The following is a 26,737-nucleotide window of genomic DNA, read 5'->3' as shown; positions in this document are numbered from 1 at the left end:
GGGGGCGGCAGGCGGGGGGAGGGGCTGGGGGAGTGAGTTCCCGAACTGGGGGCGGTGGGGTGGTTGAGGTGGTTGGGGTGGCTGGGGGGGTCGGGGGAGTGGTGACTGGAGGGGGTAGAGAGGGCGAGGCGGCTGGAGTGGCTGAAGGGGCTGAGGAGACTGCAGTGGCTGGGGCGGTGCAAGGGGCTCGGCGAGAGGGGGAGTGGCTGAGTAGGCTGCGGGGGCAGGAGAGCCGGCAGGGCCGGAACGGGCAGCAGGGGCGGAACGGCTGGGACGGCCGGAACGGCTGGAAGGGCTGGGGCCTCGGGGACGGTACCGGCCGGCCCCGGGGACGGTACGGCCCAGCCCCGGGGAGGCCAGCGGCGTGCACGGCGGCCACAAGTCGCCGTAACCCGGCCCGGAAAGGCCCGGTGCGGCCCGCCCAGGCCCCGGCCGTCGGCCAGTACGGAAGGGAACGCCATGACGTGGCAGCGGGGGCATCAGGCAGGGCAGCGGGGGCATCAGACAGGCGCATCCGGCCCGGACGGGCGGCCGGACAGCGGGCCGGACACCGGGTCGGAAACAGGGCCGGACAGCGGGCCGGAATCCGGGCCGGACACCGGCCGAGTGCGCAGGCGCGAGGAGGGTGACCTCGCGGCCTGTGTGACGGCGCTTGCCGCCGCGCACGTACACAGCGGGTACCCCCACCTCTGGCCCGAGGACCCGGCGGGCTGGCTCACCCCGGACGGTATGACCGCCGCCTGGGTCGCCGAGCTGGGCGGACGGGTCGTCGGCCACGCCGCGCTGTGCGGGAACGAAGTCAGCCGGCTCTACGTCGCGCCCGGCGCCCACGGCCACGGCCTCGGCGCGCGGCTGCTCGACGCCATCGACGCCGAGGCGGCGCTGCGCGGTCTGCGGCTCGTCCTGGAGGTGCAGACCGCCAACACCGCGGCCGTCGCCCTGTACGAACGCCGGGGCTGGGTGCGCCGCGGCACCGAGCGGCAGTGGTGGGGCACCGGCGCGGCCGCGGAAGAGGTGGAGGTGCACCGCTACGACGCGCCGGCGCCGCCGCCCGGCGCAGTGGTCACCCCCCGCTGACGTGTCGTCCCCCGCCACCACCCGCCTGATCTGCGAAGGTGGTCAGGGCCGCGCATCATGTGATGGGCCCATGATCGACCGGCCGCCGTGGAGTGGAGGTACGGATGCAGCGGACCGCCCCGGATCCGCAGCGGGAGCCCGGACCGGCCCCGCCGGTGGGCCTGCCGGTCCTCCCCGAGCTCGCCGCGCACCTCTCCGCGGCCGCCGGCCGCACCGCCCCCGAACCCCCCGGCGGCTCCGAACCGCTGCGCGCCGCCGCCTGCGGCTACTGGGAGCGGCGCGGCCTGTTCACCCTCGCCGACCGGGTCCTCGCCGGCCCGGGGGCGCCCGCCCTGCTCCTCGCCCTGTACGCGGCGGCCGATGGCGCGGTCCTGCTGCCGCGGCCGTGCGCCCAGTGGTACGCGCCGCCGGCCCGGTTGCTCGGACGGCCGGTGCACCTCACGCCCGTACCGGCCGAATCGGGCGGGCTGCCGGATCCGTTCGCCCTGCTGGAGACCGTACGGCGGGCCCGGATACACGGCGACACGCCGCGCGTCCTGGTGCTCTCGGTGGCCGACGACCCGTCCGGTACGTGCCCGCCGCCGGAGCAGCTGCACGAGGTCTGCGAGGCGGCGGCCGAGGAGGGGCTGTGGATCATCAGCGACGAGTCGCACCGCGATCTGCTGCACGATCCGCATGACACGGTGGTGCTGAGCCCGGCCGAGATGCTGCCCGGCGAGGTCGTGGTGCTGACCGATCTGCGGGCCGCGCTGCTGCCCGCCTCCTGGCCGGTGGCGCTGGCCCGTTTTCCCGGCACCCGCCGCGGCGCCGTCCTACGGGACGCGGTGCTGCACACGCTCACCCGGTTGCGCACGCCCCTGCCCGGCCCGTTGGCCGCTCCCGCCATCCACGCCCTGGGGGAACCGGACGCCGTACGGGAACGGACCGCGGCCGCCGCCCGGGTGTACGGGGCGCTCACCAGGGCGCTGCACCAGACCCTCACGGGGGCCGGGGCGCTGTGCCGCCCGCCGCACTCCGGCAGCTGCCTCTACGCCGATCTGGAACCGCTGCGGCAGCCGCTCGCCGCCCACGGCATCACGGGTTCGGGCGCGCTGGAGCGGGAGTTGGCGCCGTGGGCGGCCCGCGGCGGCCACCGCTTCGAGGACGAGCCGGACTCCCTGCGGGTACGGCTGGGGGCCGATGCCCTGCTGGGCGCCGACATGGAGCTGCGGCAGGGGGTGCTGGACGCGGCGGATCCGCTGGAACTGCCGCACGTGCGGGCCGGGTTGAGTGCGCTGGGGCGGGCGTTGGCGGAGTTGTCGGGGGAGCCGCGAGAGACGGGAGTGGGGGGAGAGGAGCGCCCATCGGGGCCGGGAGGGACCGGCGACGGCACCGGTGAGAGGAACGGTGACCGGACCGGGAACGGTGACGAAGCCCGTGACGGGCCCGTGGAGAGCCGTGAGCAGGCCGGAGGCGAGGGTGGCCGTTCCGAGGACGGGAGCGGCCCGTATGGGGGCGGCAGTGACCGCTGAGGCCGGCCCGATTCCCTCGCCGAGCGCCCGCGCCCGTTGCCGTCGGCCCGCGCCCCCGCCGGGCATTCGCCCCCGGGCCGCCCTGCCCGCCCCGTCCACCGCATCCGCCCCGCCCGCCGCTCCCCGGGCCGGCCGGTGTCCGCCCGATACGCCCGCCCCCCTCGTGCCTCCGGTTCCGCCCGGCCACCGAATGGAGCCCCTGGATGACCGAACAGACCGAGCGCTCTGCTGCCCGCCGCTCCCTCGCCGCGCCCTCCGGCACCGAGCCGCGCCCGTACGACGACGCGTATGACGACGCGCACGACGACACGTACGGCGGTGTGCCGGACGCCGCCCACGATGACCGCAACGCCGTTACAGAGGAGGCTGGTGGCGGAATGGCCGACGGTACTGCCGAGGGCATGGCCGGGTACGGGGCGGCGGCGGTGCCGGGCAGCGTGCCGCCGCCGCTCACCGAGCCGCGCCCCCTGGGGGAGCCGCGCACCTGGCCCCGCGACTTCACCGACCGGCTGACCGCGCCGCTGCCCGGCGTCCGCGCGCTGGCCCGGATCGCGCGGGAGGGCAAGCTGCGCCCGGCTCCCCAGACGCTCCCGCAGATCCAGCAACTGCCCTTCGAGCCAGGACCGATGCCGGACGCCGGCCCGTCGACCGTCGCGCTCACCTGGGCCGGGCACGCCAGTTGGATCCTCCGGATCGGCGGGCTGACCGTCCTGACCGACCCGGTGTGGTCCCGCAAGATCCTCGGCACGCCGCCCCGGGTCACCCCGGTCGGCGTCCGCTGGGAGGACCTGCCGCCCGTCGACGCGGTGGTCATCAGCCACAACCACTACGACCACCTGGACGCGCCGACGCTCAAGCGGCTGCCGCGCGACACGCCGCTGCTGCTCCCGGCGGGACTCGCGGTGTGGGCGCGGCGGCGCGGGTTCACGCGGGTCACCGACCTGGACTGGTGGGAGGCGGTGGAGCTGTCCGGCCCCGGCGGCCCGGTGCGGATCGACTTCGTACCCGCGCACCACTGGAGCAAGCGGACGCTGACCGACACCTGCCGCTCCCTGTGGGGCGGCTGGATGTTCACCGCCCCCGATGGACGGCGGGTGCACTTCGCCGGGGACACCGGCTACGGCCACTGGTTCGAGGAGATCGGCCGCCGCTACCGGGACATCGACCTGGCGCTGCTGCCCATCGGGGCGTACGACCCGCGCTGGATGCTGCGGCCGGTGCACACCGACCCGGAGGAGGCGGTCCGGGCCTGCCAGGACCTGGGCGCGCGGTATCTGGCGCCGATGCACTGGTCGACGTTCCTGCTCTCCGCCGAACCGCCGCTGGAGCCGCTGCACCGGGTCCGCGCCGCCTGGTCGGCGGCCGGCCGCGCGCGGTCGGAGCTGTGGGACCTGGCGGTGGGGGCGTCGCGCGTACTGCCGGAGCGGTGAGCGGGCGGAATCCCGAGCGGGCGGGACGGTGAGCGGGCGGGGCGCTGAGTGAGCCTGGCGGGGCGCTGAGCGGCGCTACGGCGTGCCGTCGCCCTCCCGCGCGCCCGCGCCTTCCCCCGCGCCGTCCGCCGCCCCCAGGGCGCCCGTCGGGCCGCCCGCCGGCGCCGGGCGGGGCCGCCGCCAGCGCTCAGGCGCCACCCGCCGCCACCCGGCCGGTACGGCCCCCAGGAGGACCGTCAGGCCGATCGCGGCGGCCACGCCCTCCCACGGGTCGCGGAAGAGGGAGCCGCTGAGCAGCCCGATCAGTTCGTAGGCCGCGGCCCAGGCCAGGCAGGCCGGGAGGTCGCCGCGGGCGAAGCGCCGGGGCGGCACCGCGGCGAACAGGCACGCCAGCATGACCGGAATCCGACCCGCCGGGACCAGACGGGACAGCACCAGTACCAGCACCCCGTGGTCGCGCAGCTGCCGCCGGGCCCGCGCCAGGTGCTCCGGGGCGGCCCGGGCGCGCAACCGGGCCAGCCAGCGCGAGCCGTTGCGGGACCCGGCCCCGCGCCGCCCCAGCCAGTACAGGCCGAGGTCCCCGAGGAACGCGGCGCAGGACGCGACCGCGAAGACGTACAGCGGCGCGAGCGGCGAGCTGTGGTGGAAGGCGACCACCGCGGCCGAGCTGACCACCGCGCCGGTGGGGACGACGGGCACCAGCGAGCCGAGGACGACCAGGAGGAAGAGCGACGGGTAGCCGACCGCCTGCTGGGTCGATTCCGGCGGCACGTGCGGGAGCACCCGGCCCAGCCCCTCGGCCAGGGTGGTGGCGAGGGGCGTCACCGGGTGGTCCTCGGGCGTACGGTCTCGCCGTGCCCGGGCCGGTGCACGGTCACCTCCGGGGCCAGCAGCGCGGCCTGCCGCTCGAACTCCTGGCCCGGCGCGTGGAACTCGTGCGGGCGTACGGCGTCCAGCCCGATCGGCCAGTACGTGCCGTAGTGCACCGGGACGGCGCTGCACGGGGCGAGCCGGGCGGCGGCCAGGGCGGCCCGCCGGGCGTCCAGGTGGCCGGGCCCGAGGAACGGCCCCCAGCCGCCGACCGGCAGCAGGGCCACATCGCACGGTCCGACCTCCGCCGCCAGCCCCGGGAAGAGCCCGGTGTCCCCGGCGAAGTAGGTGCGCGCGCTGCCCTGGACGACGTATCCGAGCGCGGGCACGCGGTGCGGCCCGTACGGGAGCCGCCGGCCGTCGTGGACGGCGCGCACCGCGCGGACGACGAGTCCGCCCCCGGGGGCGTCCCCGGCGCTGCCGCCCCCAAGGGGACCGAGGCGGGCGAGGCGGCACTCCTCGCCCGGTCGGAGTTCGGTCACCGGGAGGCCGCGGGCCGCGGCGACCCGGCGGAGCCCCGGGACGGCGGCCGTCGCCCCGTAGGGCACGACCAGCCGGGTACCGGGGGCGAGCCGGGCCAGGGAGGCCGGGTGGAGGTGGTCGGCGTGCAGATGGGAGATCAGGACGGCGTCGGCGCGGGCCGCCTCCGGGGGCGGCAGGGCGCCCCGGCGGCGGCGGAGATGGGCCAGCCGGGCCGTGAACAGCGGGTCGGTCAGCACCCGAACGCCGCGGTCCTCGACCGTCACGGTGGCGTGGCCCCACCAGGTGACGTCCACCGGCACAGCCGCCCACCTCCCGTCCGACGCAGGTGTACCGGACCGATCCTCCCGCATCCGCCCGCCGCGCCCGCGGCCGCCCCTCCGCGCCACGCACCGCACCGCACCGCGCCACCCCCGGCCACCCGCTTTGTGACACACCGCCCCCTGGATGACACGCTGGGCCGGAACGAACGCCCGCCCGGCAGGCGCGGCGGGCCCGAGAGCGGAGGACGGGACGGCGTGCGGACCCCGCGGTGGAAGGCCCTCGGCGGCGCCCTGCTGAGGGTGCTGGCCGTCTGGGCGGTCTCCAGCCTGACACTGCTCGTCCTCGCCGCGGTCCTGCCCGATGTCCGGCTGCAGGCGGCCGGCGGCGACAGCCTGACCCGTACGGCGCTCACCGCGGTGCTCGGCGCCGGCGCGTTCGGCCTGCTCAGCGCGCTGGTGTGGCCGCTGCTCGTGCGGGCGCTGCTGCTGGTGCCGGCGCTGGTGCTCGGGCTGCTGGTGTTCTTCCTCAACGGTTCGCTGCTGCTGGTCGCGCTGGATCTGATCCCCGCCGGGCGGGGCCGCAGTTCCCCGGAGACCGCGGTGCTGGTCGCCGCCGCGATGTCCGCGGCGTCCTCGGCGGCCTCCGCATTCCTGGCGGTGCGCGACGACGAGGCGTACCGCCGGCGGCTGGTCCGGCTGGCCGGCCGGCGCGGACGGCGCGACCCTACGGGCGGTGACCCCGCCGCCCCGGGGACGGTCTTCCTCCAGCTCGACGGGGTCGGATACGACGTGCTGGCCGCGGCGACCCGGGGCGAGCGGCCGCTGATGCCGACCGCCGCCCGCTGGCTGGCCACCACCCACCGGCTCACCCCGTGGCACACCGACTGGTCCAGCCAGACCGGCGCCAGCCAGCTCGCCCTCCTGCACGGCACCAACGAGGACCTGCCCGCCTTCCGCTGGTACGAGAAGGAGACCGGCGGCATCGTCGTCAGCAACCGGCCCAGCAGCGCCGCCGAACTCCAGCGCCGGGCCGTCGCGCGGACCGGGGACGCCGGGCTGCTCGCCCACGACGGCGCGAGCCGCGGGAACCTCTTCAGCGGGGGCGCCGACCAGGTCGCCCTGGTGATGTCGGTGGCCGCCCGGCGCGGCCGGTCCAACCGCTCCCGGGCCGGCTACTTCGCCTATTTCTCCGACCCGGCGAACGCGACCCGGACCGCGGTGTCGTTCGCCGCCGAGGTGGTGCGGGAGATCGGGCAGGCGCTGCGCGCCCGGTGCCGCCGCGAGCGGCCCCGGGTCAAGCGGGGCGGTCTGTACCCGGTCATCCGGGCGTTCGCGACCGTCGTGGAGCGGGACGTGGTGGTCGCGGCCGTCGTCGGCGACATGCTGGCCGGCCGGACCGCGGTCTACGCCGATCTCGTCGCCTACGACGAGGTCGCCCACCACTCCGGGCCCGCGCACCGCGACACCCACCAGGTGCTGCGCCGCCTCGACCGGTGCGTCGAGCTGATCGCCGAGGCCGCCCGGCACGCGCCCCGCCCGTACCGGATCGTGCTCCTCTCCGACCACGGGCAGAGCCCCGGCGCGACGTTCCGGGACCGCTACGGGCTGACGCTCGGAGACCTGGTGCGCGCCGGGTGCGGGCTCCCGGTGGGGCGGCGGGCCGGGCGCGCCCCCGGTGGCGCCGAGGCCCGCGAGGCGGCCAGGGCGGCACTGGGCCGCCCGGAGGGGGCGCCGGCCGCGGACGGCGAGCCAACGGGAGGGGAGGCCGGGCCCGGTGACCGCCCCGGGGACCGGACCCCGCGCCCCCGGAAGCGGCGCCGCGGCGAGCACCCCCGCCGCCCCGGTCACCCTCAGCCCGTCATCCTGGCCTCCGGGAATCTGGGGCTGGTGTCGTTCCCGGACATCCCGGGCCGGGCCACGCGCGAGGAGCTGGCAGCCCGTTGGCCCGGGCTGCTGGGCGCGCTCACCGGCCACCCTGGTATCGGCTTCGTCCTGGTCCGCTCGGCGGCGCACGGCGCGGTGGTGCTCGGCCCGGACGGCGGGGAGCACCACCTCGACACCGGGCGGGTGAGCGGGCCCGACCCGCTGGCGCCGTTCGGGCCCGGGGCGGCCGACGCGGTGCGCCGTACGGACCGGTTCCCGCACGCCGCCGACCTCATGATCAATTCGGTCTGCGATCCGGTGACCGGCGCGGTGCACGCCTTCGAGGAGCAGATCGGGTCGCACGGCGGACTGGGCGGCCCGCAGAGCCGGCCGTTCCTGCTCTGGCCCGCGGAGCTGTCCCCGCCCGTCCCGGACGGGACGCCGCTGACCGGTGCCGAGCAGGTCCACCGGGTGCTGCGCCGCTGGCTGCGGGAGGCGGACGCCCACCGGATCCCCGCCCAGCGGACCCGTACACCGGTGGAGCCGACCACCGGCTCGTAGGGCGGAGCCCGCTGTCCCGTAGGGCGGAGCGGCACCGGCCCGTAGGAGCAACCCGCCGACCTGTAGGAGCGACCCGCCGACCCGTAAGACCTACACCCCTCCCATGCCTCCTACGCCTCATCGGCCCATCCGGCCATCGGCCACCCCCGCCGCAGATCTTCGCCCCGCGCACCCTCCGCACGGGAGGATTCGCGGCGATTTTGAGGCGCGCGGGCAGCCGGTGACCATAGGCGGAGCCGGCACCCCGGCGAGACCAGCACCACGAGAGACGCGTCACACACCATGCACCGCGATCCCGCCGCAGAGGTCACTCCTGCCTCCGCTGACCAGCACGCTCCAGGATCCCGCCCGTTCCGGATGAACCTCCTCACCGCCACCGCGCTGGTGATGGGCAACATCATCGGCGGCGGCATCTTCCTGCTGCCGGCCTCCGTCGCCCCCTTCGGCACGGTCAGCCTGGTCGCCTTCGGCGTGCTCACCCTCGGGGCGATCTCCCTCGCCCTGGTCTTCGGCAAGCTCGCCCGCCGCCACCCGGACACCGGCGGCCCGTACGTCTACGCGCGCGAGGCGTTCGGCGACTTCGCCGGCTTCCTGTCCGCCTGGTCGTACTGGACGATGACCTGGGTCAGCAACGCCGCGCTGGCGGTCGCCGCGGTCGGCTACGTCCATGTGCTCTTCCCGGGCCACCAGTCGCGCGGCGTCGACCTGATCGTGGCGCTGGCCGCGCTGTGGCTGCCGGCGCTCGCCAACTTCGCCGGGACCCGGTACGTCGGCGCGGTCCAGCTGGTCGCCACGGTCCTGAAGTTCGTACCGCTGCTGTTCATCGCGGTGGTCGGGCTGTTCTTCTTCGACCCGCACAAGCTCGGGGCGTTCCACGAGGGCGGCGGCAGCACCCTCGGCGGGCTGTCCGCGGCGGCCGCGATCCTGCTCTACAGCTACGTGGGCGTGGAGTCCGCGGCGATGAGCGCCGGCGAGGTCCGCGACCCCGAGCGCAACGTCGGCCGCGCCACCGTCCTGGGCACCCTCGGCGCCGCCGTGGTCTACCTCCTGGGCACCGTTTCGGTCTTCGGGACCGTCCCGCACGACAAGCTGGTGCACTCCACGGCACCGTTCTCCGACGCCGTGGACGCGATGTTCGGCGGCCAGTGGGGCGGTACGGTCATCGCGGCCGCGGCGGTGATCTCCATCGTCGGCGCGCTCAACGGCTGGACGCTGATGAGCGCCCAGTCCCCGTACGCGGCCGCCAAGGACGGGCTGTTCCCGGCCGCCTTCCTCACCAAGCGGCGCGGGGTGCCGACGTTCGGCGTGCTGGCCGCCGCGGTGCTGGCCACCGCCCTGACGGTGATCAACTACCTGATCGGCAGCGGCGGCGTCTTCCAGATCCTGGTCCTGATCACCACCTTCTCGGCGACCGTGCCGTACCTCCTCGCCGCCGGCGCGCAGATCTACTTCCTGCTCACCGGCCGCCGCGACCGGGTCCGCCCCGGCCGCTTCGCCCGCGATCTGACGCTCGCGCTGATCGCCTTCGGTTTCACCTTCTGGCTGGTGGCCGGCGCCGGCTACGCGGCGATCTACCAGGGCGTGCTGTTCCTCTTCGCCGGGATCCTGGTGTACGCGCTGATGGCGGCCCGCCGGTCGGCGAGCCGGGAGCGCGGCGCGGAGGAGCCGGCGGCGGATCGGGCGGAGCCGGCGGAGGCGGAGCCGGCGGCGGCCGTACGCTGACCGCCCGGGCCGGGGCCGCACGCCCCGGTCCGGACGCCCCGCGACCAGCGGCATTACGTGCGGGGTAATCGACCCCGGCATCCCTCCTCCGGCAGAGTCAGGGCATCGGTTCACGGGCCGGCGCACTCCGGCCCGTGGGCCGTAGCTGACGGCTCGTCAGCGATGTGCGCCGACCGGTCCGGCCGGTGCCATGACGCCAGACCACCAGGAGTTCGTGATGTCGCAGCACGTGCAGCAGGGCGCCCCCGAGCAGGCCATCGACCACGCGGCCGCCGCCGAGCGGTACCTCGCGGCCTGGAACGCCACCGACGAGGGCGAGCGCAAGGCCGCGATAGCCGCCGCGTTCACCGAGGAGGCCACCTACACCGACCCGCTGGTCGAGGTGGCCGGGCACGACGGCCTCGCGGCGGCCATCGCCGGTGCGCGGCAGCAGTTCCCCGGGTTCGTCTTCCGGCCGCTCGGCGCGGTGGACGGGCACCACGACATCGCCCGGTTCGGCTGGGAGCTGGTCGCGCCGGACGGGTCGGCGCCGGTCGCCGGCTTCGATGTGGTGCGGCTGGCCGGGGACGGCCGGATCCGCGCGGTCTCCGGCTTCCTGGACCGCGTACCGGCGATGTGAGGCGCGCCTGCGGGGCGGACCCCTCAGCCCTTACGGGGCGGTGTGCCCGCTACGGGCCGGGCCCGGGTCCCTACGGACCGGCCCTCACCCCGCCACCCTCCGCAGATGTTCGGCCGTTTCGGGGTCGGCGGGGAGGAACGCCTCCAGCGCCAGCTCCGAGACGGTCACATCCATCGGCGTGTTGAAGGTGGCGATGGTGGAGAGGAAGGACAGCACGGCCCCGCGGTGCTCGATCACCAGCGGCAGGGCGAACGGCGGATGCTCGCCCGCCGTCGCGGCCTCCCGTCCGCCGTCCGGCAGCGGATAGCCGCTGACCTCGTCGTACAGCGCGCGCAGCGGCGATGACCTGAGCAGTGCCAGCTGCCGGTCCATCTGCTCGAAGAGGTGGCCGCGCCACTCCCGGAAGTTGCGGATCCGGGGCGCCATCCCGCGCGGGTGGAGGGTGATCCGCATGGCGTTCATCGGCGGACGCAGCAGTTCCGGATCGACGCCCTCCAGGAGCACCCCGATGCCCCGGTTGGCCGCCTGCACGGTGTACATGCCGTCGCACACCAGCGCCGGGTACGGGTCGTAGCCGGCCAGCAGCCGCTCCATACCGGCGCGGACCGCCGCCATCGACGGGTCGTCGAGCGGGGTCTCGGGGAAGGCCGGGGCGTAACCGGCGGCGATCAGCAGGGCGTTGCGCTCCCGCACCGGGACGTCGAGGTGTTCGGCCAGCCGCAGCACCATCTCCTGGCTCGGGCGGGCGCGGCCGGTCTCGATGAAGCTGATGTGGCGGGCGGAGGAGTCGGCGCGCAGCGCCAGTTCCAGCTGGCTGATCCGGCGCCGGTCGCGCCACTCCCGCAACAGGGCGCCGACACCCGTGGTTTCCGGCGCGTACGCCGTGGCAGTCGTCATGGCGGGGACGGTAGCCGATCAAGCCGGGGCCGGTGAGCGGAACTTCGCGTTTCCGGCGGGGGCGAGGTCGCGTGCGGCGACCGGGGGCGAACGGGGACGGGCGCACGCCCAGCCGCGCTCCCGCCCCGGCACGTTCCCCCGCGTGCCCGGCCCCGCATCCGTCCTCCGCGTGCCAGGCTGGGACACCCCGCAACCGCACCCCGCGGCGGCGACCGGACCGGCGAAAGGCGAGCGTGATGAGCGCACAGGTGACCCCTCTCGACGACGCGGAAATCCAGGACCGCCTCCGCGATCTGCCCGGCTGGGCGGCCGAGGGCTCCCGGCTGCACCGCGGATACCGCTTCGACCGGCACTTCCAGGGCGCCGCGATGGTCATCCACATCGCCCAGATCCAGGAGGAGCTGGGCCACCACGCGGATCTGACCCTCAGCTACAACCGCCTCGCCGTCGCGGTCACCACGCACAGCGCCGGCAGCCGGATCACGTACCTGGACTTCGGGCTGGCCCGCCGCATCGAGGAGATCGCCGCGGGGCACGGCGCCCGCTGACGGACCCGGCGCCGGCCGGACCCGGCCCGCCCGGCGCCCCCTCAGCTCGGCCCGCGCGGCCTGATCACCCGTCCCGCCCGCGCCAGCTCCACGTTGAACTGCGCCCCGGACAGCAGCGAAAGATTCGAGAACCACAGCCAGATCAGGAAGACCACAGGACCGGCCAGCGACCCGTACAGCCGGTTGAACGTGCCGACGTACGAGGCGTAGAACGCGAAGCCCGCCGACGCCACCAGCCACAGCAGCACCGCCAGCACCCCGCCGGGGCCGGCCCGCCGCACCCCTCGGGAGTTCGGCGGCCCGGACCGGAACAGCACCATCGCCAGGACCGTCGCCAGCAACAGCAGCAGCGGCCACTGGAGGAGGTTCCACAGCGTCTCGCCGCCCTCGCCGAAGCCCAGCATCCGGCCCAGCGCGGTCGCCACCGGCCCGCTCACCAGCAGCGCCACCGCACTGCTGATCAGCAGCGCCATCAGCAGCAGCGCGGTGATCAGGATCCGCGGCACCTTCCGCCACGGCGGCCGGTCGTCCTTCGTCCGGTGCATCGCGTGCAGCGCCCGCCGGAACACCGCCAGGTAGCTGCACGACGACCACAGCGCGCTGCCCAGCGCACCGCCGACCACCACCCACGCGGCGGTCCGCTGATGCGCCATCACCACCAGCGCGTGCCGGACCGTCGCCCCCGACTCGGCCGGGGCGATCGAGCTGAGGTGGTTGATCAGCTGCTCGGTGCCGGCCGGATCGGCCAGGCCGATCAGCGAGATGGTCACGATCGCCGAGGGCAGCAGCGCCAGCACCGAGTAGTACGTCAGGCTCGCCGCGTAGTCCGTGAGGTCGTCGTGCCAGACGGACAGCGGCGTGCGGCGCAGTGCCGTGCGGTACCGCTTCCAGTGCGCCCGGCGGACCGGCCGCTCCGGCCCGGTCCGCGCCGGGGCGGCGGTCGGCGCGGTCTCAGCCTCCATGGCGGACCCCCGCCGTCCGCTTCCGCCGCCGCGCGACGCCCCCCATACCGCTCCCGCCCATGTCGTATCCGTCCTCCATGCCGTACTGGTCCGGTATCGTCCCGGGCCCTCGGTCCTGCATCATCCCCCGGCGTCCGGAGCGCCCGCGAGGCCCGTGCGGCCCGTGGGGCTCCTGAGGCCCCCGGGGGCCGTGCGGCCCGCCCGCCTCAGCCGAACGGCAGGACCCGCCACGGCGACCCCGGATCCTGCGTCAGCACCCGGTGCAGATGCGCGGTCTCGGCGTACGCCGGCCCGAACCAGCCGCCGTCGAACGCCAGCACCCTCCCCAGCGCATACCCCGCCGCGAACTCCTCCCACGAGCCGTAGACCTCCGCCGCCCGGGCCGCCACCCGCGCCACCGCCTGCTCGGCCTGCGGCGGCGCGCACAGCCGCGCGCCCAGGCCCCAGCGCACCAGGCCGACCGCGTGCGCCAGATCCAGCGCGGCCAGCGAGACCACCCGGCCGCCGGCCGGCAGCAGCCCGTCCGCCCGGAACCGCTCCTCGTACCGGGCCACCAGCTCCGGCACCGCCTGCCCGGACGGCGCCGCCTGCCCGGCCCCGGACGCTGCCGCCCGGTCAGGCGCGGCGCCGCCCCGGGCCCGTAGCGCCGCCTCGGTCTCCGCGGGTACGAACTGCCCGCCCAGCAGCTGCTCGAACCGCTGCTGCCACCCCGTCGGATCGGCCACCGACCACTGCCCGCGCAGCGTCTCGGCGTCCGCCGCGTAATCCAGGAAGGCCGTCCCCAGCTCGTTCCAGGGGACGCTGTGGTGCACCGCCAGCGGCGCGCCGCACGCCAGCCCCTGCGCCACCGGCCCGTGCAGCGGCCCGCCGAAGTGCGTGACCAGCAGCCCGGCGGGCCGCACCCCGACCTGCGCCCGGACCCGCAGCCAGCCCGCGCGGTGGGCGGACGTGGCGCGCAGATACGCGGCGAACGGCGTACCCGGATTGACCGCCAGGTGCCACTTGTCGTGCGGCCAGTCCTGGGCCAGCTCCTCGACCGTGACCCGGTCGAACAGCGCCTGCGGCTCCCAGGGCGGCAGCATGCCGCGCGTCAGGACGGGAATGCACTTACCGCCCGCCACCGGATCGTCGTAGACGGGCAGCGGATCGTGACCCGGCTGCGGCACCGCCAGATACAGGTCCTCACCGGCGATCGCCGCGACCTGCCCGTCCCCGTCCCCGCGTGCCGTTGCCTCGTACAGCCGCCGCTCGGTCTCCGTCGGCGGCATCCATCCCGGAGTACCCACAGGTCAAGACCCTACGGCGGCCCGGCCCCCCGGCCGTCATCAGGGGCCGCGGTCCGGTCCCCCGGAACGGCCCGGCCGTTTGCCGCGGCCCACCGCGTATCGGAGGCTCGATGCCATGACCAGTCACGACCGGCCCGCGCCCGGGCCCGCCCCCGCCAGTCCACCGCCCCGTCCGGGCGGCGGCCACGCCCACGGCCACGCGCACGGCCACGCGCACGGTGGCGCCGGCCAGGACGGTGCCGCCATCGACTGGAGCGTGCTCGGCCCGCTCCTGGAACGGGGCGCGGAAATCCAGACCCCGCTGTACGAACAGGCCGCCGCCTGGCTGCGGGAGCTGCTGCGCCCGAGAACAGACGGTCCGTCAACTGACCTAGCCAACACGTCAGTTGAGGCGCACCCGGCCCCCGTCCGCCGCATCCTCGACATCGGCAGCGGTCCCGGCGTCGTCAGCTGCCTGCTGGCCCGGGTGTTCCCGGACGCCGAGGTGACCGCGGTGGACGCCGCCCAGGCGCTCCTGGACCGCGCGCGGGCCCGCGCCGCCCGCCTCGGGCTGGCGGACCGCGTCCACACCCGCACCGCCGAGATCCCGCACGGTCTGGACCCGCTCGGCGGCGCCGACCTCATCTGGTCGAGCAAGGCCCTGCACCACGTCGGCGACCAGCGCGGCGCGGTCGCCGCCCTCGCCGCCCACCTGCGCCCCGGCGGCCTGCTCGCGGTCTGCGAGGGCGGCCTCGCGCCGCGGTTCCTGCCGCGCGACATCGGCATCGGCCGCCCGGGGCTCCAGGCGCGCCTGGACGCCGCCGCCGAGGACTGGTTCGCCGAGATGCGGGCCGCGCTGCCGGACACCACCGACACCCTGGAGGACTGGCCCGCCTTCCTGGCCAACGCCGGTCTGCGCACCCCGCGCACCCGCAGCTTCCTGCTCGACCTGCCGGCCCCGCTCTCCCACGACGTCCGCCAGTACCTCCACGCCAACCTCAGCCACGCCGTGGAGGCGTACGGCGACCGGCTCGACCCCGACGACCTCAGCACCCTCACGCGGCTCACCGACCCCTACGACCCCGCCGGCCTCACCCGCCGCCCCGACGTCTTCCTGCTCTCCGCCCAGACGGTCCACACGGCGTGCGCGCCGGAGGCGTGATCACTCACCCACCCATCGGCCTCGGCTGGATCAGGGCGAAGACCGCGCCCTGGGGGTCGGTCACCACGGCCATCCGGCCGGCGATCATGTCGAACGGTTCCATGATCGTGTTGCCGCCGGCCGCGCGGACCCTGTCGACCGCCGCGTCGGCGTCGGCCACCGCGAAGTACGTCAGCCAGTGCGAGGGCGTATCGGCGGGCAGATGCTCCGGCATCGGCTGCATACCGCCCACCGGGCGCCCGTTGACCTGGAGCGCGTCGTAGTGCTCGGCGCCCTCCATGGCCGTCGACTCGATGCCGAGGGCGGCGCGGTAGAAGGCGGAGGCGGCGGACCGGTCGGTGGTGTTGAGCTCGTTCCAGATGAGCGCGCCCGGCTCGTTGGCGACGCCGGCGCCGGGGAAGTCCACCGCCTGCCAGACCCCGAACACCGCCCCGGTCGGATCGGCGGCGATGAACATCCGGCCCAGCGACATCACGTCGGTGACCGGCATCAGCACGGTGCCGCCGGCCGACTCCACCGAACCCCGCGCGGCGTCCGCGTCGGCGCAGGCCAGGTAGGTGGTCCAGACGGTCGGCGGGGCGGGCTGGTCGCCCATCGCGACCGCGGCCATGATGCCGGCCACGGGCTTCCCGCCGAGCCGGCACACCGCGTAGCCGCCCATCTCCGGGGGGCCGATCTCGCCGGTCCAGCCGAGGACGCCGGCGTAGAAGTCGAGGGCGGCCTGCTGGTCGGGCGCCGCGAGATCGACCCAGCAGGGCGTCCCGGGCGCGTACGGAGTGGTGACCTCGGGCATCGGTGCCTCCTCGGGGCGCGCGGAGCGGTGGCGGCCCGGCGGCAGCCACCCCTGGGCGGCCGGCGCGGCTGCGGCCGTTCCCCCTCCCACACTTCCCGCCGCCCGCCGACCCCGCCACTCGGAGACCGCCGACTCCGGCACTCGGGGGCTGTGAGGGCACGGAAAAGCGCCGCCCGCGCCCCCGGAAGGCAGGGGAACGGACGGCGCTGCTACGCCCTGCGAGGACAAGCCCGCAGGCCAGCCCTCAGACCGCGCTCACGCCACGTCGAAGGTGGCCGGGTCCGGGCCGAGGCGGTTGCCGGAGTCCAGGCCGGCCAGGGCCGCCAGATCGGCGTCGTCCAGCTCGAAGCCGAAGACGTCGAAGTTCTCCCGGATGCGGGACGGGGTGGCCGACTTCGGGATGACCACATTGCCCAGCTGGAGATGCCAGCGCAGGACGACCTGGGCCGGCGTCCGGCCGTGCTTGGCGGCCAGCTCGGCGACCGTGGCGTCCGCCAGCAGGCCCTTGCCCTGGCCCAGCGGCGACCAGGCTTCGGTGGCGATGCCGTGCCGGGCGTGGAAGGCGCGGGACTCGGCCTGCTGGAGCCACGGGTGCAGCTCGATCTGGTTGACCGCCGGGACGATGGAGGTCTCGCCGAGCAGGCGCTCCAGATGGCCGGGGAGGAAGTTCGAGACGCCGATGGCCTTGGCGCGGCCCTCGGAGTAGATCTTCTCCAGCGCCTTGTACGTGTCCACGGCGGTGCCGCGGGAGGGCAGCGGCCAGTGGATCAGATAGAGGTCGACGTACTCCAGCCCGAGCTTGCCGAGCGAGGCGTCGAACGCGCGCAGCGCCGCGTCGTAGCCGTGGTCGGAATTCCAGACCTTGGTGGTGACGAACAGCTCCTCGCGGGGGAGGCCGGAGGCGGCCAGCGCCTTGCCGGTGCCCGTTTCGTTGCCGTAGATCGCGGCGGTGTCGATGCTGCGGTAGCCGGCTTCGAGGGCGTGGCCGACGGCGGTGAACGCCTCCTCGTCGGGGATCTGCCAGACGCCGAAGCCGAGCTGCGGCATCGTGGCGTCGTTGTTGAGCGTGATGGACGGAACCGTGCTCACGGGGAAATCGATCCTTACGTCGGCTGTGGTGGTACGGGAATCACAACGATCATCCGTCCCCGGACATTCCCGCGCACCCCGGCGAATTCCGCGACCGGACCACCGGGCCCGCCCCGCAGCCGACCCGGACCACCGGCGCCGGACGCCCCGTCAGCCCCGGTACAGCGCGTCCACCTCCGCCGCGTACGCCGTCTCGATGGCCTTGCGCTTCAGCTTCAGCGAGGGCGTCAGCAGGCCGTGCTCCTCGCTGAACTGGTTGGCCAGTATCCGGAACGTACGGATCGACTCGGCCTGCGAGACCAGGGTGTTCGCGGCGACCACCGCCCGCCGGATCTCGGTCTCCAGATCCGGGTCCCGCACCAGCTCGCGCGGCGGCATCTCCGGCTTGCCGCGCATGGCCAGCCAGTGCGCGACCGCCTCCGGGTCCAGCGTCACCAGCGCCGCGATGAACGGCCGGTCGTTGCCGACGACGATGCACTGGGCCACCAGCGGATGCGCCCGCACCCGCTCCTCCAGCGGCACCGGCGACACCGACTTCCCGCCCGAGGTGACCAGGATCTCCTTCTTCCGGCCGGTGATCGTCAGATAGCCGTCGTCGTCCAGCGCGCCGAGGTCCCCGGTGGCGAACCACCCGTCGTGCAGCACCGCGTCGGTCGCCTTGGCGTCGTTGTGGTAGCCCTGGAAGACCTGGCCCCCGTGGAGCCAGACCTCGCCGTCGTCGGCGATGTGCACGGTGGTGCCGGGGACGGGCGTGCCGACCGTGCCGAAGCGGGTGCGCTCCGGGGGGTTGGCGGTGGCCGCCGCGGTGCTCTCGGTCAGCCCGTAGCCCTCGAAGATCCGCACGCCGGCGCCGGCGAAGAACAGCCCCAGCCGGCGCTCCATCGCCGAACCGCCGGACATCGCGTGCCGCACCCGGCCGCCCATCGCGTCCCGGACCTTGCTGTAGACCAGCTTGTCGAAGACCTGGTGCTGCATCCGCAGCGAGGGGCCCGGTCCTGAGCCGGTGCCGAACGCCTTGTGCTCCATCGCCTCCGCGTAGCGGACCGCGACCTCCACCGCCTTGTCGAACGGGCCGGCCTTGCCGTCGCTCTCCGCCCGCCGCCGGGCCGCGGCGAAGACCTTCTCGAAGATGTACGGCACGGCCAGGATGAAGGTGGGCCGGAACGACTGGAGGTCCGGCAGCAGCGCCCGCGCCGCCAGTTCGGGCTGGTGGCCGAGCTTGACCCGGCCGCGCACCGCCGCGACCTGCACCATCCGGCCGAAAACGTGCGCCAGCGGCAGGAAGAGCAGGGTCGCCGCCTCGTCGCCCGGCTTGGAGCGGAAGACCTTGTCGTACCGCAGCACGATGTTGTCGGCCTCGGCCATGAAGTTGGCATGGCTGATCACACAGCCCTTGGGGCGGCCGGTGGTGCCGGAGGTGTAGATGATCGTCGCGGTGGCGTCGGGGGTGACCGCCATCCGGTGCCGCTGCACCACCTCGTCGTCGATGTGCGCACCGGCCGCCGTCAGCTCGGCCACCGGGTCGGCGTCCAGCTGCCAGAGCTTCCGCAGCTGGGGGAGGCGGCCCACGACCGAGCCGACCGTCATCGCGTGGTCCTCGTGCTCCACCAGGCACGCCGACACCTCGGCGTTGTGCAGCATCCAGGAGACCTGCTCCGCCGACGAGGTCGGGTAGAGGGGCACGGACTGGGCGCCGATCGACCACAGCGCATAGTCGAAAAGCGTCCACTCGTAGCGCGTACGGGACATGATCCCGACCCGGTCGCCGAACCGGATCCCCTGCGCGAGCAGGCCCTTCGCCAGGCCGGTGACCTCGTCCCGGAACTCCGCGGCGGAGACGTTGCGCCACTGGCCGGCGGCGTCCTTACGGGCGAGCGCGGTCCGCTTCGGGTCGGATTCCGCGTTGTCGTGGACCGAGTCGGCCAGCCCGCCGACCCGCGGCGCGGTCGCCAAAGGAGGGACGGTGAACTCGCGCAATGACCCAGCTCCTCGTGGTGCTTCTCACAAGGCCGCGACCGTACCCCACGGCGACCCTGCGTGGGAGTGCGGTAGCACGCCGCGGCGGCGCGGCGACCGGAACCGGCCAGGCCGGGAAATCGGGTTACTTCGGGTAACCGAGGACATTACCCGGGCGTTCCGCCGCCGGACGAACACGAGGCCGGGACCGGATCTGCACCGAATCTCTGCATCTGTCGCGTCGTCAGGCCATGTCGGAGGTGTACGCGGGGTGTATTCCGCCCAAGGGCGGGGATTCGCGGGAGGTTCCCGGGAGGTTTCGCGGGGGCGCCCGGTGGGCGGGACTTGCTGCGGCCCCTACGGGAGAGGGCGCCGCCTCACGGGAGATGGAGCCGGTCGCCGCCCGCCAGGATCGCCTCGGCCAGCGCCTCCGCCGGCCCGTGCGCCGCCCCCCGGCGCGGCCCGTACAGCAGCGCGAAGTCGACATCGCCCAGTTCCGGCAGCCCGGCCCGCGCCGGTATCCGGACCAGCCCCGGCGGGATCATCCCCAGGGAGTGCGCCATCACGCCCAGCCCGGCCCGGGTCGCCGCGACCAGCCCGTTCAGGCTCCCGCTGGTGCAGGCGATCCGCCACTCCCGGCCCTGCCGCTCCAGCGCCTCCAGCGCCCGCGCCCGGGTCACCGCGGGTGGCGGGAAAACGACCAGCGGAACGGGCCGCCCCGGATCCAGCCGCAGCCGCTCACCGCCCACCCACACCAGCCGGTCCCGCCACACCAGGCGCCCCCGCGGACCCTCCGGCCGCCGTTTGGCCAGGACGAGATCCAGCCGCCCGGCCGCCAGCAGCTCGTGCAGCGTGCCGGACAGCTCCACGGTCAGCTCCAGATCGACCTCGGGGTGGTCCCGCCGGAACCCTTCCAGCACCTCCGGCATCCGGGTCAGCACGAAGTCCTCGGACGCCCCGAACCGCAGCCGCCCGCGCAGCCGCGTCCCGGCGAAGAAGCTCGCCGCCCGCTCGTTCGCCTCCAGGATGGTGCGCGCGAACCCCAGCATCGCCTCGCCGTCCTCGGTGAGGTCCACGCCGTGGGTGTCCCTGGCGAACAGCCGCCGCCCGGCCGCCTCCTCCAGCTTCCGCACATGCTGGCTGACCGTGGACTGGCGCAGCCCCAGCCGGTGCGCGGCCTGCGTGAAGCTCAGCGTCTGCGCCACGGCCAGGAACGTCCGCAGCTGCCCGGGCTCGAACACGGCCGCCACCTCCTACGACTCCAGCAGTCATCGCATTCCATGATGGCAGTCAGCACGGTGAACGGGGTTCCCGATGACCGCGCGAACCGGCACCCTGGGGGCGTCAAGCCCATGGGCTACCGCCCGTCGGCTGCGCCACCGCCCGTCAGCCACCGACCCCGAAGAGAGACCATGCCCCGCCCTGCGTTCCGCCTGCCCTCCTGGCTCCCCGTGGACGGCTACATCCTCGCGCTGCTCGGCACGGTCGGGCTGGCCGCCCTGCTGCCCGCCCGCGGCGCCGTGGCGACCGCCGCCGACGGCGCCTCCACCGGGGCCGTCGCCCTGCTCTTCTTCCTCTACGGGGCGCGGCTCTCCACCCGGGAGGCGATGGACGGCCTGCGCCACTGGCGGCTCCATCTGACCACGCTGCTCTGCACGTTCGCGCTCTTCCCGGTACTGGGCCTGGCCGCCCGCGTCCTGGTTCCGTACGTCCTGCCGCCCGCCCTGTACACCGGGCTGCTGTTCCTGTGCCTGGTGCCCTCGACGGTCCAGTCCTCCATCGCGTTCACCTCCATCGCGCGCGGCAACGTGGCGGCGGCGATCTGCGCCGGCTCGTTCTCCAGCCTGGTGGGGATCGTCCTGACGCCGCTGCTGGCGGGGCTGGTGCTGCACGGTGACGGCGGCGGCTTCTCCGCGCACTCGCTGGTCTCGATCGTCTGCCAGCTGCTGCTGCCGTTCCTGGCCGGGCAGTTCCTGCGGCGCTGGGTCGGCGGCTTCCTCACCCGCCACAAGAAGGTCCTCGGCTACGTCGACCGCGGCTCGATCCTGCTGGTGGTCTACGCCGCGTTCAGCACCGGCATGGTGGCGGGCATCTGGCACCAGGTCTCCCCGCTGCGGCTGCTGTGCCTGCTGGGCGTGGAGGCGGTGCTGCTGGCCGTCATGCTGACGCTCACCTCGTACGGCTCGAAGAAGCTCGGCTTCCCGCGCGCGGACCGGATCGCGATCACCTTCGCCGGCTCCAAGAAGAGCCTGGCCGCCGGGCTCCCGATGGCCAGCGTCCTCTTCGGCGCCCAGGCCGGGCTGGCGGTGCTGCCGCTGATGCTGTTCCACCAGATGCAGCTGATGGTGTGCGCCGTCCTCGCCAAGCGGTACGCGGCGCGGGCGGGGGAGGCGGACGAGACGCCCGCGCCGGCATCGGGTGACGGCGGTCGGGCGGCCGGTGCTCCGGCCGGGGACGGCCCGGGCCGGGACACGGTGCGGGGAGCGGTCTGACGGGGCGGAGGGACTGGGGCGACCCAGCCCCCTCACGGCCGCAGCACCACCTTCCCCAGGTTGGCCCGCCCCTCGATGATCTCGTGGGCCTTCGCGGCGTCCGCCAGCGGCAGTTCGGCGTGCACCGCGGCCCGCAGCCGCCCGGCCCCGGCCAGCTCCCACAGCTCCTCCCGGTGCCGCTCGTACCGCTCCCGGTGGACGGTGGAGAACCGCCGCATGGTCAGCCCGGTGATGGTCTTCGCCCCCGCCAGCAGCTCGTACGCCGGGACCGTACCGCCGCCGGAGTTGAAGAAGATCAGCCGCCCGCCCGGTGCCACCGCCGCCAGCGCGCGCGGCAGCAGCTCCCCGCCGACCCCGTCCAGCACGATGTCGACCGGCTCGCCCCAGGACTCCTGGTCGTACGTCACCACCTCATCGGCGCCCAGCCCGTACAGGAACTCCGCCTTGGCCGGCGAGCTGACCGCCGCGACCACCCGCGGTACGCCCTGGAGCTTGGCCAGTTGGACGGCGAGGTGCCCGGTGCCGCTGGCCGCGCCGGTGATCAGCACGGACTCGCCGCCGGCCGGCGCGGCGGTGCTCAGCGCGGCCAGCGCGACATGCCCGCCGCGCACCAGCGCCACCGCCTCCACCGCGCTCGCGCCGTCGGGTATGCGGCTGGCCAGGAAGGCCGGGGCCAGGGCGAGTTCGCCGTACGAGCCGGTGAGGGTGAGCGAGGTGACCCGGTCGCCGACCGCGAAACCGGTGACCTCGCTGCCGATCGCGATGACCTCACCGGCGATCTCCCCGCCGATGACACCGGGCAGCGGATCGCCGCCGCCCTTGCCGTCGCCGCGCACCCGGCGCACCGACGGCAGGGTGACCCCGATCGCCTCGGTCCGTACGAGCAGGTCACCGGGGCCCGGCACCGGGTCCTCGGCCTCCTCCAGGCGCAGCACCTCGGGACCGCCATAGGCATGGAATCGAACACGGCGCATGGCCGACACCTCCGTACGAACGGGCCGCGGGCGCGGCCGTTTCATTGGGAGCCCCAACGATAGCAGAGAACGTTGGGGACCCCAATGGTTTCCCCGGAGGGGTACTCAGGCGCTGGCCCGGGGTCGGGGCCGGGGCCGGGCCAGGGGCCGGGCTGGGACAGAGGTGCCCGTCGGTGTCGGATCGGTGCCGGTCACTGCCGGGTCGGTTTCGTTGGAGCTCCCCATGAATCCCCGTTACGGTGATCCCATGTCCGACCACCCCTCCGCCCCGTACGCCCCCAGCGGGATCCGCGCCCTCCCCAGCTGGCTGCTCGGCCGCGCCGCCGCCCGCGGCCACCGGCTCGTCGCCGAGGCGCTCGCCACCGAGGGCATGCGGATGATGCACCACGCCGTGCTCTCCGCGGTCGCCGAACTCGGCCCCGTCTCCCAGGCCGAGCTGAGCCGCACGGTCGGTATCGACCCCAAGGACATCGTCGCGATCGTCAACGACCTCCAGCGGGACGGCCTGGTCACCCGCACCCCGGACCCCAAGGACCGCCGGAAGAACGCCATCGAGATCTCGGCGGACGGCACACGGCGGCTGCACCGCACCGCCCGCCTCGGTGACCAGGCCAACGCCGAGCTGACCGCCGCCCTCACCCCCGAGGAGCGCGCCCAGCTCGTCGCCCTCCTGACCCGGATCGTGAGCCCGGGCAAGACCGAGGCTCCCGGGGGGACGGAGGCCCCGGGGGAGGCCGGAGCGCCAGGACCCGGAGTGCGGGCCTGACGCCCGGATCAGTCCTCGGTGGTGGCCGGCGGAGGGTCGAGCACCAGCCGCCGCTCACCCGCGTACACATTCATCGACGCCCCGCGCAGGAAGCCGACCAGCGTCAGCCCGGTCTCGGCGGCCAGGTCGACGGCCAGTGAGGACGGCGCGGAGACGGCGGCCAGGACGGGGATCCCGGCCATCACGGCCTTCTGCGCCAGTTCGAACGAGGCCCGCCCGGAGACCATCAGCACGGCCGACGACAGCGGCAGCCGCCCGTCCTGGAGCGCCCGCCCGACGATCTTGTCCACCGCGTTGTGGCGCCCCACGTCCTCCCGGACGTCGAGCAGTTCGCCGTCCGCGGTGAACAGGGCCGCCGCGTGCAGCCCGCCGGTCCGCGCGAAGACGCGCTGGGCGGCCCGCAGCCGCCCGGGGAGCGCCGCCAGGGTCGCCGGTTCGATCCGCGTCGCCGGCTCCGCGGCGGTGTCCAGCGACCAGCGGGCGGTGGTCCGTACGGCGTCCAGGCTCGCCTTGCCGCACAGGCCGCACGAGGACGTGGTGTAGACGTTCCGCTCCAGGGTGATGTCCGGGACCGGCACGCCGTCCGCCAGCCGGACGTCGACCACGTTGTAGGTGTTGCGGCCGTCCTCGGTGGCCCCCGCGCAGTACACGATGTTCGCCAGCTCGTCCGCGCTCGCCAGTACGCCCTCGCTGACCAGGAAGCCCACCGCCAGCGCGAAGTCGTCGCCCGGGGTGCGCATGGTGATCGCCAGCGGCCGGCCGTTCAGCCGGATCTCCAGCGGTTCCTCGGCGACCAGGGTGTCCGGCCGGCTGCTCACCGCGCCGTCGCGGATCCGGATGACGCGGCGTCGCTCGGTGACCCGTCCCATGTCTGATCAGCCCCGGTTCTGTTCGCCGCGGTGCGCGGTGTGCCGCTGTGCGCGGGCGCGGGAGGTCGCGCATACGCGCCGCGCGGAAGAAGTGCCCTCGGTAAACTGTATACGATAACCAATTCGTTCCAGGGGGCCTCGATGCTGTCCAGAAGGCTGCCGGAAGGCGCCGTTCCGAAGCTCGACCGTCCCGGCCCGCTGCGCGAGCGCGTCCACGAGGCGCTGCTCGATCTCATCGCCACCCGCGCGCTCGGGCCCGGTCAGCATCTGGTCGAGGGCGAGCTGGCGGGTCATCTCGGGGTCTCCCGCCAGCCGGTCCGCGAGGCGCTCCAGCGGCTCAGCACCGAGGGGTGGGTCGAGCTGCGCCCGGCCCAGGGCGCGTTCGTCCGCCGGCCCACCGAGGAGGAGGCCGGCCAGCTGTGCACCGTCCGCACACTGCTGGAGGCCGAGGCCGCCCGGCTCGCCGCGGGCCACGCCGACCCGGCCGGCGTCGCCGAGCTGGAGCGCCTCTGCGAGCAGGGCGAACGGGCCGTCCGGGACGGTGAGGCGGAGACCGCGCTCGCGCTCGACGCCGCGTTCCACACCAAGGTGACCGAACTGGCCGGCAACGCGGTGCTGGCCGCACTGACCGCGCAGGTCGGACGGCGGGTGCGCTGGTACGCCGCCCCGGTCGCCCGCCGCCGCGGCCCGCGGTCCTGGGCCGAACACCGCGAGCTGACCGCCGCGATCGCCGCGGGCGACGAGACCCGCGCCGCCGCGGTGATGCGCGCCCACACCGAGCGCGCCCGCCGGATGTACGTGGAACGCGAGGGCGGGGACGCCTGAGGGCGCGCCGGGCCGGCCCGGCCCACCGGGCGCTCGCCGGGTCAGAGGAGCGGCGGCCGGCCTGCGGGCAAGCCGGGGCCGGGGGAGCGCCCGGCCCGCCCGAGCGGCCCGACCGGAATGGCCCGGCCGGAATGGCTGGTCTTCACCCCTCCCACCCGGTGCCCGTCCGATCCGCGAGACCAGCGGCGGTCCGCGGCGCCCCGCCGGGTAGGGTGCAGGCGATCACGCACCCGCTGATCAGGGACGCAACCCCACAAAGCGCCCCATGAACCGACCCGCACACCAACCCCCAACCCACCCCGAACCCACCCCGAACCCACCCAGAAACCGACCAGGAACGGCGAGACGCACATGAGCGAAGGGACAGCGCCGGCGACCGGCGGGACCGCACCGGCGACCGGCGACGCGACCTCCGTCGCCGACGAGGCGGCCCGGGAGCGGCTGCTCCACCTGCGCAGCAGCATCGACAACCTCGACGCCGCGCTCGTCCACCTGCTCGCCGAGCGCTTCAAGTGCACCCAGCAGGTCGGCGAACTCAAGGCCCGGCACAGCCTGCCGCCCGCCGACCCGGCCCGCGAGGCCGCCCAGATCGCCCGCCTGCGCCGCCTGGCCGAAGAGGCCCGCCTGGACCCGGCGTTCGCCGAGAAGTTCCTCAACTTCATCATCGATGAAGTGGTCCGCCACCACCGCGCCATCGCCGACCGCGCCGTCGCCGACAACGGCAACAGCAACGGCACCGCCAACGGCACCCAGGACCGCCCCGAGACTCCGCGGCCGACCACCGGCTGACCGCCGCACGGCCTTCCAACTCGCTCTCTCCTCAAGGGAGTTGCCGGCCCCCCCGCTGCCGAGGCTGGCGTCGCCGACAACAGGGGCGTAACTGCTAGCGTGCTCGATCTCAGCGGCGAAGAAGTGGAAAGCTTCGTCAAGGGCGGCTTCGTAAAGGACGGCTTCGTGAAGGTGCCCGGAGCCTTTTCCGGCTGCACGGCGGGCGTACGACCAGCTTTCCGGCGCCGCCCGGTGGAGCCCGCCGGAATGGCCGGGCACGTTCCCGGTGCGTTGGGCGCCGTGCCGCATGGCCAGGCAGGCCCCTACCCGATCCCCTGCCGATCCGGCCGCAACGCGAACCGCCCGTCCTCCGCCGAGTCCGCGGCCTCCGCCACCGCGCCCGCCAACAGCCCCCGATGCCGCTCCAACGGCTCCCGCCGCTCCGCCGGCACCAGCCCCAGCAGATCGTCGATCCCCGCCAGCATCCGCCGCGTGACCTGCGGACTCCGCGCCGCCACCCCCCGGATCTCGGTCAGCCCCAGATCCACCAGCTCCGCCCACCCCGGTACGTTCCGCACCAGCCGCACGGCTCCCCGCCGGTCCAGATGGTGAACGGTCCCCAGCGGCCGTTTCGCCACCACTGCCAGGATCTGCACGATCCGGTCCAGGCACTGCACCGCCGTCGTCGGATCGTTCACCGCCGGCGACAGCGCCCGCAACGCGATGTCCGAAAGCTGCCGCAACCCCAGCCCCAGATCGTGGTGGAACGTCCGCTCCACCCCCACCGACACCGTGTACCGCAACGCCCGCCGCGAGGGCGCCGCCCCGCCGTGCACCGCCAGCATCGGCGTCCCGGGCATCACGAAGTCCCCGATCTTCGGAATCAGCCGCAACACCACCCCCTGCCGCCGCGCCACCCCCACCAGCCGCGCCACATGCACATCCCGAACCACCCCCCCCGCCAGCAACTCGACC

The 26,737-nt window shown here is 75.0% G+C and carries 24 protein-coding genes; 12 read left to right on the top strand and 12 right to left on the bottom strand.

The genetic code is table 11. From position 1 onward, the window contains the following. Positions 1–606 precede the first annotated feature (606 nt). The 3 genes from ADL22_RS31530 to ADL22_RS31520 all read left to right on the top strand — a co-directional run bounded on the left by ADL22_RS31530 (position 607) and on the right by ADL22_RS31520 (position 4,018). The gene (locus tag ADL22_RS31530; protein ID WP_066987689.1) at positions 607–1,077 is read left to right on the top strand and encodes a GNAT family N-acetyltransferase; all 471 of its coding nucleotides are present in this window, start codon (positions 607–609) and stop codon (positions 1,075–1,077) included. Between the two features lie 104 nt (positions 1,078–1,181). After that, positions 1,182–2,588: an aminotransferase class I/II-fold pyridoxal phosphate-dependent enzyme gene (locus tag ADL22_RS31525; protein WP_066987687.1), complete on the top strand. Its 1,407-nt coding sequence runs from the start codon at positions 1,182–1,184 to the stop codon at positions 2,586–2,588. Between the two features lie 401 nt (positions 2,589–2,989). After that, positions 2,990–4,018, top strand: a complete 1,029-nt coding sequence (locus ADL22_RS31520; RefSeq protein ID WP_066987700.1) for an MBL fold metallo-hydrolase — start codon at positions 2,990–2,992, stop codon at positions 4,016–4,018. 75 nt (positions 4,019–4,093) lie between these two features. On the opposite strand, the gene ADL22_RS31515 is transcribed toward ADL22_RS31520, so the two are convergent. Then, positions 4,094–4,843, bottom strand: a complete 750-nt coding sequence (locus ADL22_RS31515) for a DedA family protein (protein WP_234430929.1) — start codon at positions 4,841–4,843, stop codon at positions 4,094–4,096. Continuing rightward, positions 4,840–5,670: an MBL fold metallo-hydrolase gene (locus tag ADL22_RS31510; RefSeq protein ID WP_066987685.1), complete on the bottom strand. Its 831-nt coding sequence runs from the start codon at positions 5,668–5,670 to the stop codon at positions 4,840–4,842. Before ADL22_RS31510 ends, ADL22_RS31515 begins: the two co-directional genes overlap by 4 nt. A 216-nt stretch (positions 5,671–5,886) precedes the next feature. Here ADL22_RS31510 and ADL22_RS31505 point away from each other — a divergent pair, with 216 nt between their 5' ends. The 3 genes from ADL22_RS31505 to ADL22_RS31495 all read left to right on the top strand — a co-directional run bounded on the left by ADL22_RS31505 (position 5,887) and on the right by ADL22_RS31495 (position 10,396). Next, a complete protein-coding gene (locus tag ADL22_RS31505) occupies positions 5,887–8,055 on the top strand; it encodes a phage holin family protein (RefSeq protein WP_066987683.1) in 2,169 nt (722 codons plus the stop codon). Positions 8,056–8,412: 357 nt separating this feature from the next. Continuing rightward, entirely contained in the window at positions 8,413–9,777 is a 1,365-nt protein-coding gene (locus tag ADL22_RS31500) for an amino acid permease (RefSeq protein ID WP_066987681.1), read from the top strand. 217 nt (positions 9,778–9,994) lie between these two features. After that, positions 9,995–10,396 (top strand): nuclear transport factor 2 family protein, encoded by a 402-nt coding sequence (locus tag ADL22_RS31495; RefSeq protein WP_066987679.1) that lies wholly within the window; start codon positions 9,995–9,997, stop codon positions 10,394–10,396. Positions 10,397–10,480: 84 nt separating this feature from the next. On the opposite strand, the gene ADL22_RS31490 is transcribed toward ADL22_RS31495, so the two are convergent. Next, positions 10,481–11,293 (bottom strand): helix-turn-helix domain-containing protein, encoded by an 813-nt coding sequence (locus tag ADL22_RS31490; RefSeq protein ID WP_066987677.1) that lies wholly within the window; start codon positions 11,291–11,293, stop codon positions 10,481–10,483. Positions 11,294–11,529: 236 nt separating this feature from the next. Here ADL22_RS31490 and ADL22_RS31485 point away from each other — a divergent pair, with 236 nt between their 5' ends. Further along, positions 11,530–11,841, top strand: a complete 312-nt coding sequence (locus ADL22_RS31485) for a 4a-hydroxytetrahydrobiopterin dehydratase (RefSeq protein ID WP_066987675.1) — start codon at positions 11,530–11,532, stop codon at positions 11,839–11,841. Between the two features lie 41 nt (positions 11,842–11,882). On the opposite strand, the gene ADL22_RS31480 is transcribed toward ADL22_RS31485, so the two are convergent. Together ADL22_RS31480 and ADL22_RS31475 are read right to left on the bottom strand one after the other, a co-directional pair. Next, positions 11,883–12,803, bottom strand: coding sequence for a YihY/virulence factor BrkB family protein (locus ADL22_RS31480; protein ID WP_066987673.1), 921 nt, complete (start codon positions 12,801–12,803; stop codon positions 11,883–11,885). 206 nt (positions 12,804–13,009) lie between these two features. Beyond that, entirely contained in the window at positions 13,010–14,071 is a 1,062-nt protein-coding gene (locus ADL22_RS31475) for a DUF1266 domain-containing protein (RefSeq protein WP_066987672.1), read from the bottom strand. Positions 14,072–14,204: 133 nt separating this feature from the next. Between ADL22_RS31475 and ADL22_RS31470 the strand changes: the two genes are divergently transcribed. After that, positions 14,205–15,230: a class I SAM-dependent methyltransferase gene (locus tag ADL22_RS31470; RefSeq protein WP_079064579.1), complete on the top strand. Its 1,026-nt coding sequence runs from the start codon at positions 14,205–14,207 to the stop codon at positions 15,228–15,230. Positions 15,231–15,234: 4 nt separating this feature from the next. Here ADL22_RS31470 and ADL22_RS31465 read toward each other — a convergent pair whose 3' ends face one another. The 4 genes from ADL22_RS31465 to ADL22_RS31450 form a co-directional block, all read right to left on the bottom strand. After that, positions 15,235–16,023 (bottom strand): VOC family protein, encoded by a 789-nt coding sequence (locus ADL22_RS31465; RefSeq protein WP_066987670.1) that lies wholly within the window; start codon positions 16,021–16,023, stop codon positions 15,235–15,237. Positions 16,024–16,278: 255 nt separating this feature from the next. Continuing rightward, positions 16,279–17,112 carry an aldo/keto reductase gene (locus tag ADL22_RS31460; RefSeq protein WP_066987667.1) on the bottom strand — a complete coding sequence of 278 codons (834 nt, stop codon included), beginning with the start codon at positions 17,110–17,112 and terminating at the stop codon, positions 16,279–16,281. Positions 17,113–17,262: 150 nt separating this feature from the next. Further along, on the bottom strand, positions 17,263–19,089 hold the full coding sequence (locus tag ADL22_RS31455) for an AMP-dependent synthetase/ligase (RefSeq protein ID WP_079064578.1): 1,827 nt from the start codon (positions 19,087–19,089) through the stop codon (positions 17,263–17,265). 356 nt (positions 19,090–19,445) lie between these two features. After that, positions 19,446–20,309 carry a LysR substrate-binding domain-containing protein gene (locus tag ADL22_RS31450; protein WP_066987693.1) on the bottom strand — a complete coding sequence of 288 codons (864 nt, stop codon included), beginning with the start codon at positions 20,307–20,309 and terminating at the stop codon, positions 19,446–19,448. 171 nt (positions 20,310–20,480) lie between these two features. Between ADL22_RS31450 and ADL22_RS31445 the strand changes: the two genes are divergently transcribed. Then, positions 20,481–21,560 (top strand): bile acid:sodium symporter family protein, encoded by a 1,080-nt coding sequence (locus ADL22_RS31445; protein WP_066987663.1) that lies wholly within the window; start codon positions 20,481–20,483, stop codon positions 21,558–21,560. A gap of 32 nt (positions 21,561–21,592) precedes the next feature. Here ADL22_RS31445 and ADL22_RS31440 read toward each other — a convergent pair whose 3' ends face one another. After that, complete coding sequence (locus ADL22_RS31440; RefSeq protein ID WP_066987661.1) at positions 21,593–22,534, bottom strand: quinone oxidoreductase family protein; 942 nt, start codon at positions 22,532–22,534, stop codon at positions 21,593–21,595. 247 nt (positions 22,535–22,781) lie between these two features. Between ADL22_RS31440 and ADL22_RS31435 the strand changes: the two genes are divergently transcribed. Continuing rightward, positions 22,782–23,300 carry a MarR family winged helix-turn-helix transcriptional regulator gene (locus ADL22_RS31435; protein ID WP_079064577.1) on the top strand — a complete coding sequence of 173 codons (519 nt, stop codon included), beginning with the start codon at positions 22,782–22,784 and terminating at the stop codon, positions 23,298–23,300. 8 nt (positions 23,301–23,308) lie between these two features. On the opposite strand, the gene fdhD is transcribed toward ADL22_RS31435, so the two are convergent. Beyond that, a complete protein-coding gene (gene fdhD / locus ADL22_RS31430; RefSeq protein WP_066987659.1) occupies positions 23,309–24,169 on the bottom strand; it encodes a formate dehydrogenase accessory sulfurtransferase FdhD in 861 nt (286 codons plus the stop codon). A gap of 141 nt (positions 24,170–24,310) precedes the next feature. On the opposite strand from fdhD, the gene ADL22_RS31425 reads away from it, so the two are divergent. Together ADL22_RS31425 and ADL22_RS31420 are read left to right on the top strand one after the other, a co-directional pair. Then, the gene (locus ADL22_RS31425; RefSeq protein ID WP_066987656.1) at positions 24,311–24,994 is read left to right on the top strand and encodes a GntR family transcriptional regulator; all 684 of its coding nucleotides are present in this window, start codon (positions 24,311–24,313) and stop codon (positions 24,992–24,994) included. A gap of 351 nt (positions 24,995–25,345) precedes the next feature. Further along, the gene (locus ADL22_RS31420) at positions 25,346–25,783 is read left to right on the top strand and encodes a chorismate mutase (RefSeq protein ID WP_234430928.1); all 438 of its coding nucleotides are present in this window, start codon (positions 25,346–25,348) and stop codon (positions 25,781–25,783) included. Between the two features lie 302 nt (positions 25,784–26,085). Here the strand turns inward: ADL22_RS31420 and ADL22_RS31415 are convergent. Then, positions 26,086–26,737, bottom strand: a 652-nt coding sequence (locus tag ADL22_RS31415) for a DUF2254 family protein (protein WP_159048752.1), incomplete at its 5' end; no start/stop codon positions are given.

This window comes from Streptomyces sp. NRRL F-4489 (assembly GCF_001509485.1).
GTDB lineage: Bacteria > Actinomycetota > Actinomycetes > Streptomycetales > Streptomycetaceae > Streptomyces.
This window is presented reverse-complemented; position numbering and strand designations above follow the sequence as displayed.